Annotated in this window: 17 protein-coding genes; 5 read left to right on the top strand and 12 right to left on the bottom strand. The window is 66.8% G+C overall.

Features of this window, described 5'->3' with window-relative positions; genetic code table 11:
- Positions 1-335 precede the first annotated feature (335 nt).
- Positions 336-593, top strand: a complete 258-nt coding sequence (locus AC1D1S_RS11355) for a hypothetical protein (protein ID WP_476994474.1) — start codon at positions 336-338, stop codon at positions 591-593.
- A 102-nt stretch (positions 594-695) separates the two neighbouring features.
- Here AC1D1S_RS11355 and AC1D1S_RS11350 read toward each other — a convergent pair whose 3' ends face one another.
- The 3 genes from AC1D1S_RS11350 to rfaE2 all read right to left on the bottom strand — a co-directional run bounded on the left by AC1D1S_RS11350 (position 696) and on the right by rfaE2 (position 3,156).
- Complete coding sequence (locus AC1D1S_RS11350; protein ID WP_043435456.1) at positions 696-869, bottom strand: CsbD family protein; 174 nt, start codon at positions 867-869, stop codon at positions 696-698.
- Positions 870-1,024: 155 nt separating this feature from the next.
- The gene (locus tag AC1D1S_RS11345) at positions 1,025-1,549 is read right to left on the bottom strand and encodes a hypothetical protein (RefSeq protein ID WP_243177890.1); all 525 of its coding nucleotides are present in this window, start codon (positions 1,547-1,549) and stop codon (positions 1,025-1,027) included.
- Positions 1,546-3,156: a D-glycero-beta-D-manno-heptose 1-phosphate adenylyltransferase gene (gene rfaE2 / locus AC1D1S_RS11340; RefSeq protein ID WP_476994473.1), complete on the bottom strand. Its 1,611-nt coding sequence runs from the start codon at positions 3,154-3,156 to the stop codon at positions 1,546-1,548. Before rfaE2 ends, AC1D1S_RS11345 begins: the two co-directional genes overlap by 4 nt.
- 304 nt (positions 3,157-3,460) lie before the next feature.
- Here rfaE2 and AC1D1S_RS11335 point away from each other — a divergent pair, with 304 nt between their 5' ends.
- On the top strand, positions 3,461-4,618 hold the full coding sequence (locus tag AC1D1S_RS11335; RefSeq protein WP_476994472.1) for a glycosyltransferase family 9 protein: 1,158 nt from the start codon (positions 3,461-3,463) through the stop codon (positions 4,616-4,618).
- Here AC1D1S_RS11335 and AC1D1S_RS11330 read toward each other — a convergent pair.
- From AC1D1S_RS11330 to AC1D1S_RS11300, 7 genes are all read right to left on the bottom strand, one after another.
- Positions 4,584-5,297 carry an SDR family oxidoreductase gene (locus AC1D1S_RS11330; RefSeq protein ID WP_243177893.1) on the bottom strand — a complete coding sequence of 238 codons (714 nt, stop codon included), beginning with the start codon at positions 5,295-5,297 and terminating at the stop codon, positions 4,584-4,586. The genes AC1D1S_RS11335 and AC1D1S_RS11330 overlap by 35 nt on opposite strands.
- 85 nt (positions 5,298-5,382) lie before the next feature.
- On the bottom strand, positions 5,383-6,786 hold the full coding sequence (locus AC1D1S_RS11325) for a PfkB family carbohydrate kinase (RefSeq protein ID WP_476994471.1): 1,404 nt from the start codon (positions 6,784-6,786) through the stop codon (positions 5,383-5,385).
- Positions 6,783-7,436 carry a D-sedoheptulose-7-phosphate isomerase gene (locus AC1D1S_RS11320; protein WP_476994476.1) on the bottom strand — a complete coding sequence of 218 codons (654 nt, stop codon included), beginning with the start codon at positions 7,434-7,436 and terminating at the stop codon, positions 6,783-6,785. The genes AC1D1S_RS11325 and AC1D1S_RS11320 overlap by 4 nt, the downstream gene beginning before the upstream one ends.
- Before the next feature lie 62 nt (positions 7,437-7,498).
- The gene (locus tag AC1D1S_RS11315) at positions 7,499-8,779 is read right to left on the bottom strand and encodes a glycosyltransferase (RefSeq protein ID WP_243177896.1); all 1,281 of its coding nucleotides are present in this window, start codon (positions 8,777-8,779) and stop codon (positions 7,499-7,501) included.
- Positions 8,776-9,792: a glycosyltransferase gene (locus AC1D1S_RS11310; protein WP_243177897.1), complete on the bottom strand. Its 1,017-nt coding sequence runs from the start codon at positions 9,790-9,792 to the stop codon at positions 8,776-8,778. Before AC1D1S_RS11310 ends, AC1D1S_RS11315 begins: the two co-directional genes overlap by 4 nt.
- The gene (locus tag AC1D1S_RS11305) at positions 9,789-10,865 is read right to left on the bottom strand and encodes a glycosyltransferase family 9 protein (protein WP_476994475.1); all 1,077 of its coding nucleotides are present in this window, start codon (positions 10,863-10,865) and stop codon (positions 9,789-9,791) included. Before AC1D1S_RS11305 ends, AC1D1S_RS11310 begins: the two co-directional genes overlap by 4 nt.
- Positions 10,862-11,416: a D-glycero-alpha-D-manno-heptose-1,7-bisphosphate 7-phosphatase gene (locus tag AC1D1S_RS11300; RefSeq protein WP_243177898.1), complete on the bottom strand. Its 555-nt coding sequence runs from the start codon at positions 11,414-11,416 to the stop codon at positions 10,862-10,864. Before AC1D1S_RS11300 ends, AC1D1S_RS11305 begins: the two co-directional genes overlap by 4 nt.
- Positions 11,417-11,513: 97 nt before the next feature.
- Between AC1D1S_RS11300 and AC1D1S_RS11295 the strand changes: the two genes are divergently transcribed.
- Positions 11,514-12,461 carry a glycosyltransferase family 9 protein gene (locus AC1D1S_RS11295; protein WP_476945033.1) on the top strand — a complete coding sequence of 316 codons (948 nt, stop codon included), beginning with the start codon at positions 11,514-11,516 and terminating at the stop codon, positions 12,459-12,461.
- Here the strand turns inward: AC1D1S_RS11295 and AC1D1S_RS11290 are convergent.
- The gene (locus AC1D1S_RS11290) at positions 12,419-13,189 is read right to left on the bottom strand and encodes a sigma-70 family RNA polymerase sigma factor (protein ID WP_476994470.1); all 771 of its coding nucleotides are present in this window, start codon (positions 13,187-13,189) and stop codon (positions 12,419-12,421) included. The genes AC1D1S_RS11295 and AC1D1S_RS11290 overlap by 43 nt on opposite strands.
- Positions 13,190-13,533: 344 nt before the next feature.
- Here AC1D1S_RS11290 and AC1D1S_RS11285 point away from each other — a divergent pair, with 344 nt between their 5' ends.
- Both AC1D1S_RS11285 and AC1D1S_RS11280 read left to right on the top strand, forming a co-directional pair.
- Complete coding sequence (locus tag AC1D1S_RS11285; RefSeq protein WP_476994469.1) at positions 13,534-16,041, top strand: molybdopterin oxidoreductase family protein; 2,508 nt, start codon at positions 13,534-13,536, stop codon at positions 16,039-16,041.
- Complete coding sequence (locus AC1D1S_RS11280; protein WP_476943946.1) at positions 16,038-16,499, top strand: hypothetical protein; 462 nt, start codon at positions 16,038-16,040, stop codon at positions 16,497-16,499. The genes AC1D1S_RS11285 and AC1D1S_RS11280 overlap by 4 nt, the downstream gene beginning before the upstream one ends.
- Before the next feature lie 108 nt (positions 16,500-16,607).
- On the opposite strand, the gene ppsA is transcribed toward AC1D1S_RS11280, so the two are convergent.
- Positions 16,608-18,042: phosphoenolpyruvate synthase (gene ppsA / locus AC1D1S_RS11275; protein WP_476994468.1), on the bottom strand; the 1,435-nt coding region annotated here is incomplete at its 5' end.

The raw sequence follows: 18,042 nt of genomic DNA, 5'->3' as shown, positions 1-18,042 counted from the left end.
ACACAGGCCCTGGACGCCGAGGCGGWGAAGGCCAGCTACGACGCGGGCGTGCTGTTGCTACGGATCCCCATCGCCGAAAAGGCAAAACCCCGCCGGATCCAAATCGAGACCAGTAGTGACCAGGCCCAGGAGATCAGCGCCTGACTGCCTCCACACTGACGCCGTCAGGAAAGCAGTCAGCCAAGCAGGGAATTGAGCGACGGCGCCCAGCCCAGGCGGGGGCGTCGCCCACCGGGCAGAATTCTCACCACATCCCAGGCCGGATCCGGAACAACGAAGTCAGCCAAGCTGAAACCGAGGGGCCGGCCACGAGCAACTGCAGGAAAGGAACTGACATGACCACCACCCACTTTGACCGGTTCCTTAGCGAAGCTCTCGCCACTGGCCGCGAGTCCGACACCGGATTAGGGAAGGAGGAGCTCTACGGCCTCTACACGAGTTGGTGCCTGATAAACCAGGACCGGCCACAGCCCGCCCGGTCCCTCTGGGCGGCACTGAAGGAACACCGGAYCAATCCTGCGGACAACCGCCTGACTATGACCGGACCGGCCGCTACGGATTACATTCTGGCCAGCGCGCCCAACCTGGCCTGATCCGGCACACCTCCCGGCGGGCGCAGGCCTCGAACCCACTCCAACTTGCGGAAGCAGGTCACAAGTGCGCCCGCCGGTGTGCTCGCGTCGTTCCCGGAATCATTACTTCTTGAAGGCGTCCTTGACCTTTTCGCCGGCCTGCTTCAGGTCAGCTTTGACTTGGTCCCCTTTGCCTTCGGCTTCCAGCGCCGGGTCGTTGGTAGCTTTGCCGGCCGCTTCTTTGCTCTTGCCACCGAGATTCTCGGCGGCGTTCTGGATCTTGTCTCCCGCTCCCATGATGGTCCTCCGATGGTTCCGCCGCGGGCCGGTCGCCAGCGACGATACTAAAAGTTTAAGCACGCAGGGTTTGCAGCGCGAGATGCTGGGCATCGCGTGGGCGGATCACAGCCCAGGTGCTGCCGGCGCTTTGGATGCTCACGGTTCCGGAATGCTCACGGCTTCGCGGCAGGCGCGAGTCTGGTCCGGCAAGTGTCCAGCAGCAATGTCTCCAGGGCCCGAATTTGGGCCGCCGCGCGGTTGCTTAGCTGTTCCATGCGGTCCGGGTCGATGCGCTTGTCTTCACGTGACAGCACCCGGAGTGTCTTCCAGAGCAGCAGTTTTCCGGTGACGGCTGAGATCAGCGACTCAAGCTCGAGTTGCCCTTTGGCTCCCTCGATGGAATGCAGCGGGTTGAGCGGATCGAGGGCGGCAACCTGCGCCCCGGCCCAGGCAACGGGCTTCTTGTAGGCAGGCATGCTCGAATGAAGTTGTTCGCAGATTTCTTCCAGCGCCCGTTTGTCTTCACTCACCTCGGCTGCGAGCCTGCCGACTTCGCCGGCATGGGACGTGTCCCGCCAGGACTTGGCGGCCTGCTCGAAGAGACGCTCCCCCGCGCTGGCGGCGGTCAGATGGCTGTGCAAGTATGCGGACAAGGAATGGCTGGCAGCTGTATCTTCGGAATCGGCGCTCTTCTTCATCGCAATTTCCCCTCTGTGATCGGACTGATGGTCGTCTGCGGACCGGCTGTGTCCCCGGCATGGTCGGGGGATTTGCTGCGGGGTGTGCCGTCGAAGCTGCGGATCCGGTCCACCACCGCAGTGGTGGACTGTTCAGGAACGTAGTCCAGGATCGCCACCCGGCCGCCATAGCGCTCCACGACGGAGGTTTCTGCCAGCATTTCGGGGCTGTAGTCGCCGCCCTTTGCGTAGATCTCCGGACGGATCCTCTTGAGCAGGGGAATGGGCGTGGGAGTGTMGAAAACTGTGACATAGTCCACGCAGCTAAGGGCGGCAATCACAGCGGCACGGTCTGTGATGGTGTTAATGGGTCGTCCGGGCCCTTTCAACCGGCTGACGGATTCGTCGCTGTTCAGAGCCACCACCAGGACATCGCCCAACTGTTTGGCTTGATTGAGGTAACGGGTGTGGCCGCGGTGCAGGACGTCGAAGCACCCGTTGGTGAGAACCACGCGGCGTCCCTCCTCACGGTGCCGGCGCACTTGCCGGGCGAGCTCGTCGGCGTCGAGGGCGGCACCGGTGAACCCCTCAAGGTGACGGCTGAGATCCTCAGTACTGCACACCGAAGTTCCCGGACGGTGCACCGCAACGTCGGCGGCGGCCTGGGCAAGATCAACGCTGGTGGTCAGCGGCAGTGACGCCGCCCGGGCAACTGTCAGCGCGGCAACGAAAGTGTCGCCTGCGCCGGATGCTTGCGCCTCCTGGACGGGACGTGCCCAGGTCCGGTGGACTTCCCCGGATTTGGGCAACAGAACCGTCCCTTCGCGATCCAGCGTCACAACTACCGCCTCCGCGCCGGCCGCCTCCAGCAGCTCGTTGCGGTGATCGACGACGGCGGCCGCCCGCTCGGGTCCGGCGGTGAGCTTAACGCCGAGCATGGCGGCAGCTTCCAGGGCGTTCGGGGTGGCCAGGTCCGGTTTCAGTCCGGCCCAGGCGCGTGGCTGATGCGCGTCCACGACCAGCAGAAGATCCGAGCGTCCCGGCAGCACGTCAAACAGGGCGCTCCGTACCGCTCCGCTGAGCGCCCCGGCTCCGTAGTCACACAGGACCACTGCGTCCTGGTCTTGCAGCAATTGAGGGATACATTGTGCCAGTCGGCTCAAGGCCTCCGCCGGGGTCTCACCTGCGACTTCGTCGAGCCGGAGCAGAATTTGGCCGCCGCTGCTGATCCGGATTTTGGTGGTTGTGGTCAGACCGGCCACCTGGTCCACGTAGGTGGCGTCCACGCCACTGTCCCCTAATTGGCGGAGCAGCTCGGCCGAGGCATCATCGCGCCCCGTTAGCCCTGCCAGTCGTACCTTGGCCCCGAGGGCGGTCAGGTTCATGGCGGTGTTGGCGGCGCCGCCCGGAGAGAATTTCCGCTGGCCGACTTCCACGACCGGGGCGGGCGCCTCACGACAGAGCCGGTCAATGGATCCCGACCACCAGCCGTCGAGCATCACATCGCCGATGACGGTGATGGAAGGCTCAGCCGCCGCCAGCCGTCGGGGCAGCCAGCCGGTCAGGCCGCGCTGGTCCGAGAGGCCGCCCCGGCGCTCGTCGCCATCCTGCGGGCGCGGGCGGGTCACGGCTTCACCCCGCAAAGTCTGATCTGCACGATCGCTGGCATGTTGTTCCTTTCCKGCGGCCCTGTGGTTTGAATGCAAACTGCCCGGTCACGGTCCGGGCGGGAGATCACTCTTACGTAGACCCATACCCTCGTGCCGGGGCATCTACACCCTGCAGCCACGGACAGTTTCACGTTCCCGAACATCCAGTGCCGGTCCGCGGAAACCGGACGATTGCTTGCGGGGCGAAATGTAGCCAAAGGTTGCGTCCGGGACTTATGGTGGCCCCACACATGTGCACCGGACGGACAGGACAGGACGGGTGGTGGCGGACCTCAGGGCGGAATTCGGCGGAGCTGACATAGCGGGCTGGGGCGTCGGGCCGGTGCTGAAAAAATTTCCGAAGGTCTCGCGGATCGCGGTCCTGCGGGGCGGCGGGCTGGGTGATCTGCTGTTTGCCCTGCCGGCAGTGTCGGCGCTCGTCGCGGCGTACCCCGGGGCAAGTGTCACGATGCTGGGGACCCCCGTCCACACTGAACTGCTGGGCGGCACCCTGGGGCCGGTCAGAGACGTCCGGGTGCTGCCCATCGTTGAAGGCTTGAGGCCCGGCAGGCAAGACCCCGCAGCGATCGACGCCTTCCTGGCCTCCATGCGGGACGAGGAGTTCGATCTCGCAGTTCAGCTCCATGGCGGCGGCCGCTACTCCAATCCGTTCCTCCTGCGCTTGGGGGCCCGCCACACCGTGGGAACGCGGACGGCCGACGCTGCGCCACTGGAGCGTAGCGTCCCCTACGCCTATTACCAGCACGAGCCGCTTCGGGGGCTGGAGGTGGCGGGACTGGCCGGCGCTCCCCCGGTTGACCTGGAAGCCAGGCTGCGGCCACAGGACCAGCACCTGTCCAAGGTCAAGGAATTCCTTGATCGCCTCCGCGACAGCCCGGCAACCCCTGTTGTGGCTGTCCATCCCGGCGCCATGGATCCCCGCCGGCGCTGGCCGGCGGAGAGGTTCGGCGAGGTGGCGGCGGCCTGCGCCGCCGATGGCTGCCGTGTGGTGGTAGTGGGCACCGCGGACGAACGGCAACTCGCTGACGGGGTCGTGACGGCGGCCGGCTCAGACCGGGTCATCTCACTGGCCGGCACACTCAGCCTGGGCGCCTTGGCGGCGTTGTTGGACAGCTGTGCTGTGTTGCTGGGCAATGACAGCGGCCCCCGTCATCTGGCCCAGGCCCTGGGGACGCCGACGGTGGGCTTGTACTGGGTTGGCAACCTGATCAACGCAGGGCCGCTGGGCCGAAGCCTGCACCGCATCCATCTGTCATGGGTGACGCGGTGCCCACAATGCGGCGCCGACCTCACCCAGGTGGGATGGACGGCGCCGCGCTGCGAGCACGATACCTCCCTCCTGGCGGGAATCAGTCYGGCGGATGTTTACGCGGACGTGCGGTGGTTCACGGCCAGGACTCCTCTTGCGCATGGCAGATGAGCAACTCGCGGACTTCACAACCCGGAGGCTGGGAAAGTGCAAACATCACGGCCTGCGCCACCCTGGCCGGATCGTTCAGGCGCGAACCGTCCTGGGGCTTGTACTTCTCGGCCCGGTCGTCGAAGAAGCGGGTATTCATCCCGCCCGGGATCAGCGTGGTCACGCCGATCTCTGCACCCGTCTCCGCGGCAAGCGCCTGGCTGAATCCGATGACGCCGAACTTGGACGCGCAGTATGCCGAAGCCTCCGGCAGCGCCCGCAACCCCAACGTCGAGGCCACCGTGACAACCCGGCCGCGGGAGGATTTCAGGTACGGCAGGGCCGCCCGCACCACCGAGACTGTACCGAGGAGATTGACGAAGATGACCTGTTCCCAGTCGTCTGCCGGGACGTCCTCGAGCTTTCCGCACCGGTCAATTCCTGCCGCTGTCACCACCGCGTCCAATCCTCCCAGGGCCTCCGCGGCCTGCGCAATGGCGGCCGTCACCGCTGCCCGGTCGGCAACATCGACTTCGAGGGCCTTCGCCGCGGACACGTTCCGGACATCGCGGTCGAGGACGAACGGCGTCCCGCCGGCGTCGAGCACGGCGTTGACGACGGCGGCACCAAGTCCTGATCCCCCTCCGCTCACCACGACCCTGCCGGGCGTGGATGGGGCAGGTGGGCTAAACCTTTTCATGGTGTTCCTTTCATTAGCGGCCAATACCTGGCCGGTTTGGATTCACGGGAATTGGATTCAGATGATCTGACCATTTGCCGCTGGGTCAGCCCACGCGGGCGAGCGCCGCGGCGAGCAGGGTCGTGGAGCGGGCAGGGTGGTAGGGAACGGTAAGGCACCGGCCTCCCCAGCTCTCCACCAAGGCGGACTCGGGCAGTTGTTCTGCGTCGTAGTCACCGCCCTTCACCCAGATGTCCGGGCGCAGCCGTTCAAGGCACCGTTCCGGGGTGTCCTCGTCAAACACCACTACGGCGTCGACGCTTTCGAGGGAAAGCAGCAGCTCGGACCTGTCGTGTTCGCCCATGATGGGACGGCTTGCCCCCTTGATGCGGCGGGCCGAGGCATCTGAGTTCAGGCAGACGACGAGGCAGTCGCCCAGGGCTCTGGCTGCTGCGAGGGTGCGGGCGTGTCCGGCGTGCAGGATGTCGAAGCACCCGCCGGTCGCAACCACGGTTCCACCGTTTTGCCGCACCCTACGGACCCTGTCCAGCGGGTCAGTTTCCTGTACCGGGAAGGGAAGTGGCGGAGGCGCCGACKGCAGGGCGGCAACGCCGCCTGTAGCCAGGAATGAAGAGGCCTYGCGGACCGCTCGACGGCAGGAATCTTCGAGCCCCCCTCCGGCCATAAGGTGGACCGCCAGACTGGCCGCGAGCTTGTCGCCCGCACCGCAAGCATCAGCCACAGCGGTCCGCGGCGCCGGGAGCTGAACAGGCGCGGGTGACGACTCCCGTACGAGGGTCGCTCCCTGTCCGCCCTGTGTGACGAGGACGGCCCTGCTGCGCCAATGCCGCAACAGCTTGCCCGCGAGTTCACCGGTCCCCGCCGTCGAGTCCGTCCCTGCCTCCGGGAACGGAGCCGCCGACTCCCTGGCCCTCAGGGCGGCCGCGATGTTGGAGGCCTCGGAGTGGTTTGGTGTCACGACGGCGACCCCTGGAACAGGATCGGCTCCGGCCGGGTGCGGATCCCAGATGACGGGGATGTCCCGGGCGAGGCGTTCGAGTGCAGTGCGCAGGGCACGGTTCGACGTCAGGCCGCGGCCGTAGTCCGCCACGACCACGGCCCCGGCTCCCTCCAGTGCCTGGAGCATGTCTGGCGTCACTTCCGGCAGCGGCCGGCACTGGCAACCTTCGTCAAACCGGGCCACCGGGTGCCCTCCTGCCCGAAGGCGGGTCTTGACCGGGGTCGGCGCTCCTGACGGGCCGGCGACCACGGTGATGCCGCTCAGCTGTTCCAGAAGCCGATGGCCTGGTTCGTCCCGGCCGAGTGCGGTCACGAGGCACACCTGGTGGCCGTCATTGCTCAGCATCCGGGCCACGAGCCCGGCACCCCCGGCTCTCGCTCTGACGGCCGCGACGTCCACGACGGGCACCGGCCCGTCCGGGCAGAGCCGGGTCGCCGAACCGTCAAGGTCAACGTCGAGCAGCACGTCACCCACCACCGCGATCGTCATCGCCTGCCCCGTTGCTGCTGGTCGTGCCGGTCCAGTCGATGGATCTCGGCGTCGAACGCCCGACACATTGCGTGCAAGGCGATCAGATGGCACTCCTGGACGTTGGCTGCGGGCCCGTCGATGGCAATCGCTTCATCGCAACTGAGCGACAGGGGGTTCGGCCCCCTGCCGGTCATAGCCCACGTCGTGACGCCCACCCGGGCGGCAGCCTCGGCCGCGCGGAGGAGGTTGGGGCTTTTTCCGCTTGTGGACAGCAGCATCAGGATGTCCCGGGGGCGGCCGTGCGCCCGCACTTGCCGGGCGTACAGCTCCTCGAAGCCGTAATCATTGGCGATGGCTGTCACCGCGGAGGTCTCGGCGTGCAGCGAAATGGCGGAGAACGGCGCCCTTTCGGCRTCGAAACGTCCCACCAGCTCGGCCGTGAGATGCTGGGCCTCCGCCGCGGAACCGCCGTTCCCGGCGGCAAGCAGGCGGTTTCCGCCCAGCAGCCGCCGGGCAAGTTCCTCGCCCCAGGCAGCCAGTGTCGGGGACTGGMTCAGTAACGATTCCAGGGACGGCAACACACATCCCAGGTGCGCCTGGACTGCTGCGACCGAGTCAGGACGAGTCTTGGTGTCCGCGCTTTCGCCACCATGAACCGCCGACGACACCAGGCCGGCCCACGGGACCGATCGGGATGTGATTTGTGCCTGCGTAAGCGGCGGCTCGATAGTCACAGCACTGCTCCTTCCGCGGCGTGCACTTGGCCGGCGGCGCCCAGCCGCCGGGCCGTAGCGTTTCCGGTGAGGGTCTGCAGATAGGCCTTCTCAGTCTCGGCCGCCACCCGGTCCCAGCTGTAGCGGGCCCGTGCGCGCTGCTGGCCTGCGCGGCCCAGCTCCTCCCGCAGCCCCTTATCGGACAGCAGCCGGGCGAGCGCAGCAGCGGTGGCCCCGGGGTCCAAAGGCGGAACGTGCAGGCCAGTGCCGCCGTCCACTACGGTGTCCCTGAGGCCGCCCACGGCCGAGGCGACCACCGGGACGCCGCAAGCCATGGCTTCGAGGGGCACGATGCCGAACGGTTCGTACCACGGCGTACACGCGACGGCGTCTGCGCTGCGGAAGATCTCCGGCATGGCCTCCCGGGGCACTTGTCCACGGAAGATGACGTGCTCCCGGACACCGAGTTCCGCAGCGATGGCCAGCAGGCGGCGGGCTTCGGCGTCTGACTCAGTCGCTGTGGCATCGCCTCCGCCGCCAACGATCAGGAGTTCGACGTCGGCAAATCCGGCGTCCATCAGCAGCGGCAGTGCCCGGATGACCACGTCGACGCCCTTTCGGGGCACAAGACGTCCGACAGACAGGATTCGGTGGGTCCTGTTGCGTTTGTCGGCGGGTCCGGAACCGGTAAAGAGATCCAGATCGACCCCGCATGGGGCTATCGAGATCTTCTCCGGAGGAATCCCCATCGCTTTGAGCTCGAAGGCTTCGTCGGAGCACGTGGCGATGATCCGGTCGGCACCTTGGCCGACAGACGGCTCCAGCCATTGCCTCTCAACGGGGCTGGTGTCCGCTCGGCCCTGATGGCGGCGTTTGACTGTGCCGAGGGCGTGGAAGGTCTGGAGCACCGGGAGGTGGGCGCTGCCGCCCGGCTTGCGCCGCGCCGCGTCAAGTGCTGCCACGCCGGACATCCAGAAGTGCCCGTGCACCAGATCAGGTGGGCGCCGCTCCCAATCGCGTGCCAATCCGTTCGCCAGTTCCCCCATGAAGGGAAGGAGTTCGTCCTTGGGTACCGGAATTGATGGGCCGGCCTGGACGTGGACCACTTCCAGCCGCGGGGAGATCCGGACCCTGCCCGGCAGGTCCGCTGAGTCCCGCCTGGTGTACACCGTGACGTTGTGGCCGCGCCTCGCCAGGGCGGCCGACAGGGCCGCCACGTGGACGTTCTGCCCACCTGCATCAACTCCGCCGAGGGCGGCCAGGGGGCTGGCGTGCTCGGAAACCATTGAAACTTTCACTGGTTCTTCCCTTCTTGAGTTGGACTAAGGAGCCGGCCGGTGCGGAAGCGCGGGTCGGTCACATCCCCCAGCAGGACATCCCAGGCAGCGAGGAAGGCCTGGAGGCCATACCGGTCCAGGGCCACCTCGCGGGCAATGTCACCACGCCGTCTTGCTTCCTGCGGGTCCTCGATGAGCACCCTCGCGGTGCGCACGAGTTCGTCGACGTCGGTTGAGATCGCTCCCGCTTCCGGCGGCAGTGCGCGTATCGCCTCTGTCGTCGCCAGCGCTACTGCGGGCATGCCGAGGTGCATGGCCTCGAGAAGTGCCAGGCCAAGAGAGGTCCAGCGGAAGGGGTGGAGGTAGACGCGGCAACGGGACATTTCCCGGTGCAGCTCGGGCGTGGGCAGATCTCCGCAGATCGTGAGCCTTTGGGGCGGCAACGCGACGGCGGCCCGCAACCCGTTGGCGCCCATGCCAAATACCCGCAAGGGCGCCGCCGCAGTAAAGCGGTCCAGGAGGTCCGAGCCGGTCACCCGCCACCGCCGGACGGGCTCGTTGATGACGGCTGCCAGCTCCGGAATCTCCCCGGTGTAGGTATGCCCGGGATCAGGGATGCCGTGCTCAATCACGAGCGTGGGCGCGGCGCCGTTATCCCAGAACAGTTCATTGAAATGCGTGACGTGGACTATGGGGATGAACTGCTGGTCTGCCAGCGGATGCACCGAATTCGGCACGTTCCCCTTGGGTGTGTTGTGCTCTACATAGGCTGCCGGCAGATCTTTCCCGGGCCGTCGGCCCAAGACGCGGGTCACCTCGCCCAGTTCCTCCGGCCGTTGCAGCACCACAGCATCCACACTGTCGGCATCAAGGTCGTCGAGCCGGACTTCGCGGACAGAGGTCGGCCAGGGCCGGCCTGCCCGGCCCATACCCCATGGCCCCCGTTCGGGCAGGACCGGCAGGAGGTACTCATGGGCGCCGCGGACGAACGCGTCCGTCCAGGATCCATGTACGTGCCAGAGCAGGATTCTCATGGGTGACGCACCTTTCGGCGGGTGGATAGCGAGGACACGCCGCCGATCAGTCGTTCCACTGCATCCACGAGCTGTTCGGGAGCCACAGTCGACAGGCAAGGATGGCCCGGGACCGGGCACTCAGTGGCACGGCTGAGTTTGCAAGGTGCGTTCTGGTCGCCGAGGATCTCCAGGGGCGCGCCGTAGGGGGCCCATCGGATCGCGGGCACCACGGGCGAGAACAGGCATGCCACCGGTGTACCCAGAGCGGCGGCGAGGTGAGCGGGCCCTGTGTTTCCGGTAACCAGGGCTTCGGCTCCGGCAAGCACACCGGCTAGGGCCCTCAGGTCCGTGCGGCCGCCCAGGTCCAAGGCGGATGGGCCGGCGACTGTTGCCGTCAGGCCCGTTTCTCCGGGCCCTCCTGTCACCACTACCCGGTGTCCTGCCCCTTCGAGCAGTTCTACGGCCGCGGCGTGATGCAACKGGGGCCACGCCCGTGCGGAGGCGGACGCCCCGGGGTGGACCACGACATAGGGCTCCTCCCCCACAAGATCCCGGACATCGGGATAATCCTGCACCCGGAGCTTCCCGGAATCTCCGCGGGGCAAGGTAAAGCCGGCTGCCTGGGCGATGCCGAGCGCACGTTCGGCTTCAGGCTGGTCTTCGGGAAAATCCTCACCGGGCCTGAGCCGAACGTCCATCAGAGTGCCGGCATAATCCACTGAAGCTCCCGTGATCCGTCCGACTCCGGCAAGCCGCAGCAACAAGGCCAGCGGCAAGGGAGACTGATGGAAGGAAGTCAAAATGACGGCCTCGGTGACCCTGGAGTCCCTCACGAACGATGTCAGGGCTTCCAGATGGGGCCCAGCTACTCGTGGAGCAGGCTTCACGATCCACGGGCAACTCCAGCTGTAGACCTCGGACACGCCAGGCAGGAGGGACGCAGCTGGTTCTCCTTGGGGGCCACATAACAGGATGACATCGTTCGGCGCCCCGCCATCCGGATGCCGTCCGTGCGCGACTGCGCGGATCGCTGGCCCCGCCAGCAGGACATCGCCGACCCCGTCCAGCCGAGCCACCAGGACGCGGCTCACGAGGCGGCCCGCCCGGACGGTGCCTTCATCAAAAGGCACAACGCGGAACGAAGATCCACAGCGACCTCTGGAGCAGCGTCAACTTCCGCCGGTCGTGTCAGGGGCGTGGGGACCATGACGCCGCGGGCACCCGCCGCGCGGGCCGCCTCAACGTCAGCTCCAATGTCGCCAATGTACGCGGCCTCGGCGGTAGTGATTCCCAACCGGCGGCACGCCCCGCAAATCATGAAGGGTGCCGGCTTCCGGCAGTAGCAGCCGTCCTCGGGCCGGTGCGGACACAGTTCCCAGACATCGAATCGTCCCAGGAGCTGCTCAACCCGAAGATTGACCGCTGCAACCTGCTCCGTGGTCAGGATCCCGCGGCCTATCCCCGATTGGTTGCTCACGACGCCTACGGCAATTCCCATGGACCGAAGGGTTTGCAGCACGTCCCTGGCGTGAGGCATCGGTTCCACCAACTTGGGATCGCCATTGTATGGCACGTCACGGATCAGGGTGCCGTCCCGATCGAACAGTACGGCCCTCAGCGGTGGTCGGGCAAAAGGTCCCATAAGTGCCTTGTTCCCCGATATCAGTCCAGCTAAACGCCCGGCGGGTCCATCTCCGGACTAAAATCCGAAATCAGGCGAACTCGGAAGGGCGGCCACGATGGGCGGATTTCGAGAAGATGGAAGGCCGGTACTGCTGGTCCTACGGGCGCTGCAGCTCGGCGATCTGCTGGTTGCCGTCCCGGCTCTGCACGCCCTGAGCCGCGCGTACCCCAACCACCGCCGGCTGTACGCGGCACCGAGCTGGCTCGGCGAGGCGGTAGAGCTGGTCGGGGGTTTTGAACTGTTGACGGCGGAAGGGCTAAATGAGCCACTGGCACTGAAACCCGGGAGCGTGGACGTTGCGGTAAACCTCCACGGCCGCGGCCCCGAGAGCCAATCCCGGATTGAAGCGCTCCTGGCCAACCGGGTGATCGCCCACGAAGCGGGCGCCGGTGCTGGTTCCGGGCCGGCTTGGGTGGAGGGCATCCACCAGCGCGAACGCTGGACGCGGCTACTGCAATGGCATGGAATCGACGCCGACGCCGAGGATCTGCGCCTGGCCGCCCCGGCCGTCCCGACGCCGCAGCCGGGGGCCACAGTGGTCCATGTGGGCGCTGCCTACGGCAGCCGGTTGTGGCCTGCCGGACGGTTCGCCGAGGTTGCTGGACTCCTGCGGGACGCCGGGCACAGCGTGCTCTTCACAGGCAGCGCCGCGGAGCGGGGCCGCGCCTCGGAAGTTGCCAGCGGGGCCCGGTTCCGGGCCGATGCCGTCCTTGCCGGCCGCCAACCGCTAGGGGAATTCGCGGCTCTGATTGCCGGCGCCCGCCTGGTCATCTCGGCTGACACGGGTGCGGCCCACCTCGCGTCGGCCTACCGGCGGCCCTCCGTTGTGCTCTTCGGGCCAGCCACGCCGGCGGAATGGGGCCCCCCGCCGGGGCCGCACATCACCTTGACCAAAGCCGAACTGCGGCGCGGCGACCCCTTTGCCGGGGACCCGGATCCTGCGCTTTTGGGTGTCTCTGTTCACGATGTGCTCGAAGCGGTCCGTGGGCTGGGGTTGCTCTGAGATTCCGTTTCCGTGAGCCGCCGCTGCAGTTGCACGAGCACCCGTGAGAGCCGGCGCGAGATTTGCATCTGCGACACTCCAAATCTCCTGCCCAACTCCGTTTGGCTCTCCCCGCAAAAATAGCGCCGGTACAAGAGCGCCCTCTCCGGGGCGGAGAGCTCGGCGATGACCCGGGTCAGGCACATCACCTCCTCAAGCCGCTCAAATCCCGGCTCCTGCACCGCCGGTTCTTCCGCGGCCGGCGGTGCGTCACCGCGGCCGTCGGAACTATCGAGCGAATCGGGGCGCATGCTGGAAACAGCTGCCGCTGCCTCCAGGACGGACTCGACCGTTACACCAAGTTCCCGCGCCAGCTCCGCAGGAGTGGGGGTGCGGCCGAGGGTCTGCGCCAGGGCCGGCTCAGTGCGCAGGAGTTCGGCACGGAGGAGCTGTATGCGCCGCGGGGGCCGGACGACCCAGCAGCGGTCGCGCAGATAGCGTTTCAATTCCCCGGTGATGGTGGGGGCGGCAAAACCCGGGAAGGTGGTGCCTCTGGATTCGTCGAACGCCCTAGCCGCCTTGACGAGTCCCAGATAGGCCACCTGGATCAGGTCTTCCCGCTCGTGGCCCCGGCCGGCGAAGCGTGYCGCCAGGGACTCAGCGAGATCCAAGTAATCAAGGACAAGCCGGTTCTCGAAAGCCTGGCGGATTTGCCCGTGCGGAGCCGGAATTTTCCTGGAGTCAGCCATGTCAGTGGTCCCTTTGAACATGGATTCTGGTCTAGCCCGTGGCAGGACTTAGAAGCAGGAAAACATAAGTCTACTTATAATTCAATGCCCCTTCCTTCTCGAGTCCCTTCTCGGAACCCCCGAGGCGCGAAACACAGCAGTGGGATGCCAGGACGGGGCTCTTCGGAAAACACTGGACTGCTGCCAAGCATGCTGATAAATCTGGTGCTCGGGTCGATGTTTCTACAAGGGGACCCGCACCTCAATGGCCGCGTGGTCTCGCCACCAGCCGGGGCGGCCGGCTGTGCCGGGTCCGGCGACTGCAGGGGTACCGCTCCTAACGTGCGGGGCAGCTGAACAGGAGGATGAGAGTGGTTGACCGGATTGCCGAGATTTGGGGCACACGAACCCCCTATCCGAAGGACGGCCTGTGGCCGGTGCGGGTGGACCAGGCTCTGGATGCGACCGTCACCGAGGGCGACGTGGACCGGTGGGTTCAATCTGCCTGCGTGCTGTGCAGCAACGGCTGCGCGTGCGACATCGCCGTAAAGGACGGCGCCATGGTCGGGATCCGTGGCCGCGCAGGGGATCTGGTCAACCATGGCCGGCTTGGGCCCAAGGGCCTCTTTGCAAGCTGGCAGGGGATGTCCGGGAAAGACCGGCTCACACGGCCTTTGATCCGCGAGAACGGCCGGCTCATCGAATGCGACTGGGATACCGCGATGGACCGGATCACCCAGCGGGGCCGGCAGCTGCTGGAGGAACGGGGACCCCTCAGCCATGGTTTCTACACCAGCGGCCAGCTGTTCCTCGAGGAATACTACGCCCTTGCCGTCCTCGGCAAGGCCGGGATTGGCACTCCCCACATGGACGGCAATACCCGCCTTTGCACGGCGACGGCGGCTGCAGCGTTGAAGGAGTCTTTCGGGGCGGATGGCCAGCCCGGAACCTATGCGGACATCGACAGYTGCGACGCGATCTTTCTTTACGGGCACAACATGGCCGAAACGCAGACCGTGCTGTGGTCGCGTGTGCGTGACCGCATTGCGGGACCGGACCGGCCCAGGCTCGTCTGCGTCGACCCCCGCGACACCGAGGTTGCCAAGTACGCGGACGTTCATCTGGCTGTCCGGCCCGGTACCAATCTCGCCCTGATGAACGCACTGGTCCGTGAAGTCCTGGCCAACGGCTGGGCCGACCGGGAGTACGTGCAGGCGCATACTCTCGGCCTGGACGAACTCAGGGCCGCGGTCGAGCCATGGACGGCTGAAGCGGCCGCAGCGGTCTGCGATGTGGACGCCGCCGGCATCAGGGAAGCTGCGAGGATCTTCGGCACCTCATCGCGGGTGCTCTCCACTGTCCTTCAGGGTTTCTACCAGTCCGCCCAGGCCACCGCGGCGTCGTGCCAGGTCAACAACCTCCACCTGCTGCGGGGGCTGCTGGGCCGGCCAGGGTGCGGGATTCTGCAGATGAACGGCCAGCCAACGGCCCAGAACAACCGCGAATGCGGGGCAGACGGCGATCTCCCCGGCTTCCGGAACTGGGAAAACCCGAACCACATCGCGGAACTCGCGGCGCTGTGGGACGTGGACCCGCTGACCATCCCGCACTGGGCTCCCCCGACCCACGCCATGCAGATCTTCCGCTACGCCGAACAGGGCTCGATCGAATTCCTCTGGATTTCGGCAACCAACCCAGCCGTGTCCATGCCCGAACTCCCTAGGATCCGGAACATCCTGGCCAAGCCCGGGCTGTTCCTCGTGGTCCAGGATCTGTACCTCACAGAGACGGCGCAGCACGCCGATGTCGTGCTTCCCGCCGCCGGGTGGGGCGAAAAGACCGGTACYTTCACGAACGCCAACCGGACCGTCCACCTCTCGGACAAGGCCGTGGAGCCGCCCGGGGAGGCACGCAGCGACCTGGACATTTTCCTCGATTACGCCCGCCGCATGGGCTTCACCACGTTACGCGGGGAACCCCTGTTGCCGTGGGCGGGCCCTGAGGAGGCCTTCGAGGCGTGGAAGGAATGTTCCCGCGGCCGGCCCTGCGACTATACCGGCATCACCTATGACAGGCTCCGCGGCGGCAGCGGCATCCCGTGGCCGTGCAACACCGCGAATCCGGAGGGCAGGGAACGGCTCTCCGAGGATGGCATCTTCCCCACCGACCCTGACTACTGCGAAAGCTACGGCCACGATCTCCTCACCGGCGCCACCGCCGGTCCGGAAGCATTCCGAGCCCAGGCGCCGGGCGGGCGCGCCATCCTGAAAGCGGCGGACTACCGTCCCCCGCATGAGGAGCCCGACGGCCGCTACCCGTTCCGGTATACGACCGGCCGGACCGCCTACCACTTCCACACGAGGACCAAAACCGGAAGATCCCGGGTACTGACAAGCGCGGCCCCAACCGCGTGGGTGGAAATCAGCCCGGACGACGCCGGCCGGCTGGGAATCCGGGAAGGCGACCTCGTCAAGGTGACGTCGCGGCGGGGCCGGATCGAGGTCCCTGCCCGCGTCAGCGACATCCGAAACGGCACCGTCTTCGCACCGTTTCACTATGGCTATTGGGACCAGGACGGTGCCCCCGCAGAACACCCGACGGCTGCCAATGAACTCACGATCACGGAGTGGGATCCCGTGTCCAAACAGCCCGTCTTCAAGAATGCCGCCGTGAGTGTCGAGAAGATCAGTGACGCCACCGGCCCCGCCCCGGCACCCACCACGACGGCATCGCGCCCGGCTGCTGCCGCTGGGCCACGATCCATACGGCCGACCGCTGGAGGCAAAGACGCCGAAGCCACAGAACGGGTCGGCGGCTCTCCGCCCCGCTTTCCCGATGCGGTCCGGCGCGGCCCGCAGGGAGGAACGCCATGAACCTGAAAATCTATCTGGGAATGCTCCGTAAGGCCGAACAGGCCCTCGCGGAGTCTTTCCGCCAAGTGGCAGCCGGCCACGCCGCCGAGCCCGACGTGCACTTCCTGTGCCATACGCTGGCAACGCAGTGTGAGGAGCACAGCCGGCTGCTGCTCCCCGTCGTTCAGCGCTACGGCGAGGACCGCTCAGATAACGAGCCCGAACGGATCCATGCCGAAGGGCTGTCCGCAACGCGGCAGGGTCCGGTGGGCCTGCTGCGCGACCTCCAGGACCTCTATCTCCTGGCGAGCCTCGTCGATGTCACCTGGGCCATGGTCAAACAGGCCGGCTCGGCGCTCCGCGACCGGGAACTCCTTGACGTCGTGTCCCGCTGCGACGGCGAAACAGCCGTCCAGCTGCGCTGGTTGCAGACCCGGATGAAGCAGGCAGCCCCGCAGGCGCTCGTTGTAGCGCGCTAAAACCTGGCATCCAACGCCTGAACGGCCGCCCGGGCAGCACAGTCTGGAATTCTCAGTCCGTGCTGCCCGGCGGGTGTCCGGCCTGTCTTTACTTGGGCGCCGCGGCCGTCAGTTCGCCCCGGCGCCGACGCCTGCCTCGACGGCCGGGCCGGCTGTGGAGCCGGCAAGGCGCAGCCAGGTGTCCACCACGGTGTCGGGGTTCAAGGAGACCGAATCGATGCCTTCCGCGACCAGCCACTCGGCGAAGTCCGCGTGGTCGCTCGGACCCTGGCCGCAGATGCCGACATATTTGCCGCGCGCCTTGCAGGCCGCGATGGCCATGCTCAGGAGCTTCTTGACGGCCGGATCGCGTTCATCGAAGCCGCCCGAGACAATCGCGGAGTCCCGGTCCAGGCCCAGGGCCAGCTGGGTCATATCGTTGGAGCCGATGGAGAACCCGTCGAAGTAGTCCAGGAACTCGTCGGCGAGCAGCGCGTTGGATGGGATCTCGCACATCATGATCACCTCGAGGCCGTTCTCGCCGCGGGTGAGGCCGTTCTCCCCCAGCAGTTCAATAACGCCGCGGGCCTCATCCAGGGTCCGCACGAACGGGATCATCAGCTTGACGTTGGTCAGGCCCATTTCGTTGCGGACAAAGGACAGGGCCTCACACTCGAGGTCGAAGCAGTCCCGGAAGGACGGCTCGAGGTAGCGTGAGGCGCCGCGGAAGCCGATCATCGGGTTCTCTTCGTGCGGCTCGTAGGCGGGTCCGCCGATCAGGTTGGCGTACTCGTTGGACTTGAAGTCGGACATGCGCACAATCACGGGTTCCGGCGCGAAGGCCGCCGCGATGGTGGACACGCCCTCGGCCAGGCGCTTGATGTAGTAGTCGCGCGGGCTSYSGTACGCGGCGATSCGCTCACGGATTTCCGCGGCGACGTCCGCCGGCTGCTCGTCGAGGTTCAGCAGTGCCTTGGGGTGGATGCCGATCTGGCGGTTGATGATGAATTCGAGCCGGGCCAGGCCCACTCCGTGGTTGGGCAGYTGCGCGAACGTGAAAGCCTGCTCCGGGGTGCCGACGTTCATCATGACCTTGACGGGGGCCTCGGGCAGCTGGGTGATCTCGGTTTCCTCGACGCTGAAGTCCAGGAGTCCTTCGTAGATCACGCCGGTTTCACCGTCGGCGCAGGATACGGTCACGTCGAGTCCGTCGGAGAGCGCGTCGGTGGCGTCCCCGGTCCCGACGACGGCGGGAATCCCCAGTTCGCGGGCAATGATGGCCGCGTGGCATGTGCGCCCGCCGCGGTTGGTCACGATGGCGGAGGCACGCTTCATGATCGGTTCCCAGTCCGGGTCGGTCATGTCGGCGACGAGGACATCACCGGTTTTGAAGGCGGCCATCTGGTCGATCGCGGTGAGGATGCGGACGCTGCCGGCGCCGATGCGCTGGCCAATGGCGCGGCCCTCGACCAGCACCCGGCCGGTCCCGTTGAGCCGGAACCGGCTCAGGCTGCCGGAGGCCCGGCGGGACTGCACGGTCTCCGGGCGCGCCTGCAGGATGTAC

This window comes from Arthrobacter sp. P1_A5 (genome assembly GCF_056406825.1).
This window is presented reverse-complemented; position numbering and strand designations above follow the sequence as displayed.

What these genes read in the sequence shown, in the direction of transcription:
- AC1D1S_RS11350 (WP_043435456.1), bottom strand. Translation starts at nt 869, where the DNA reads ATGGGAGCGGGAGACAAGATCCAGAACGCCGCCGAGAATCTCGGTGGC.
- AC1D1S_RS11345 (WP_243177890.1), bottom strand. Translation starts at nt 1,549, where the DNA reads ATGAAGAAGAGCGCCGATTCCGAAGATACAGCTGCCAGCCATTCCTTG.
- AC1D1S_RS11330 (WP_243177893.1), bottom strand. Translation starts at nt 5,297, where the DNA reads ATGAAAAGGTTTAGCCCACCTGCCCCATCCACGCCCGGCAGGGTCGTG.
- AC1D1S_RS11310 (WP_243177897.1), bottom strand. Translation starts at nt 9,792, where the DNA reads ATGAGAATCCTGCTCTGGCACGTACATGGATCCTGGACGGACGCGTTC.
- AC1D1S_RS11300 (WP_243177898.1), bottom strand. Translation starts at nt 11,416, where the DNA reads ATGGGACCTTTTGCCCGACCACCGCTGAGGGCCGTACTGTTCGATCGG.
- AC1D1S_RS11295 (WP_476945033.1), top strand. Translation starts at nt 11,514, where the DNA reads ATGGGCGGATTTCGAGAAGATGGAAGGCCGGTACTGCTGGTCCTACGG.
- AC1D1S_RS11280 (WP_476943946.1), top strand. Translation starts at nt 16,038, where the DNA reads ATGAACCTGAAAATCTATCTGGGAATGCTCCGTAAGGCCGAACAGGCC.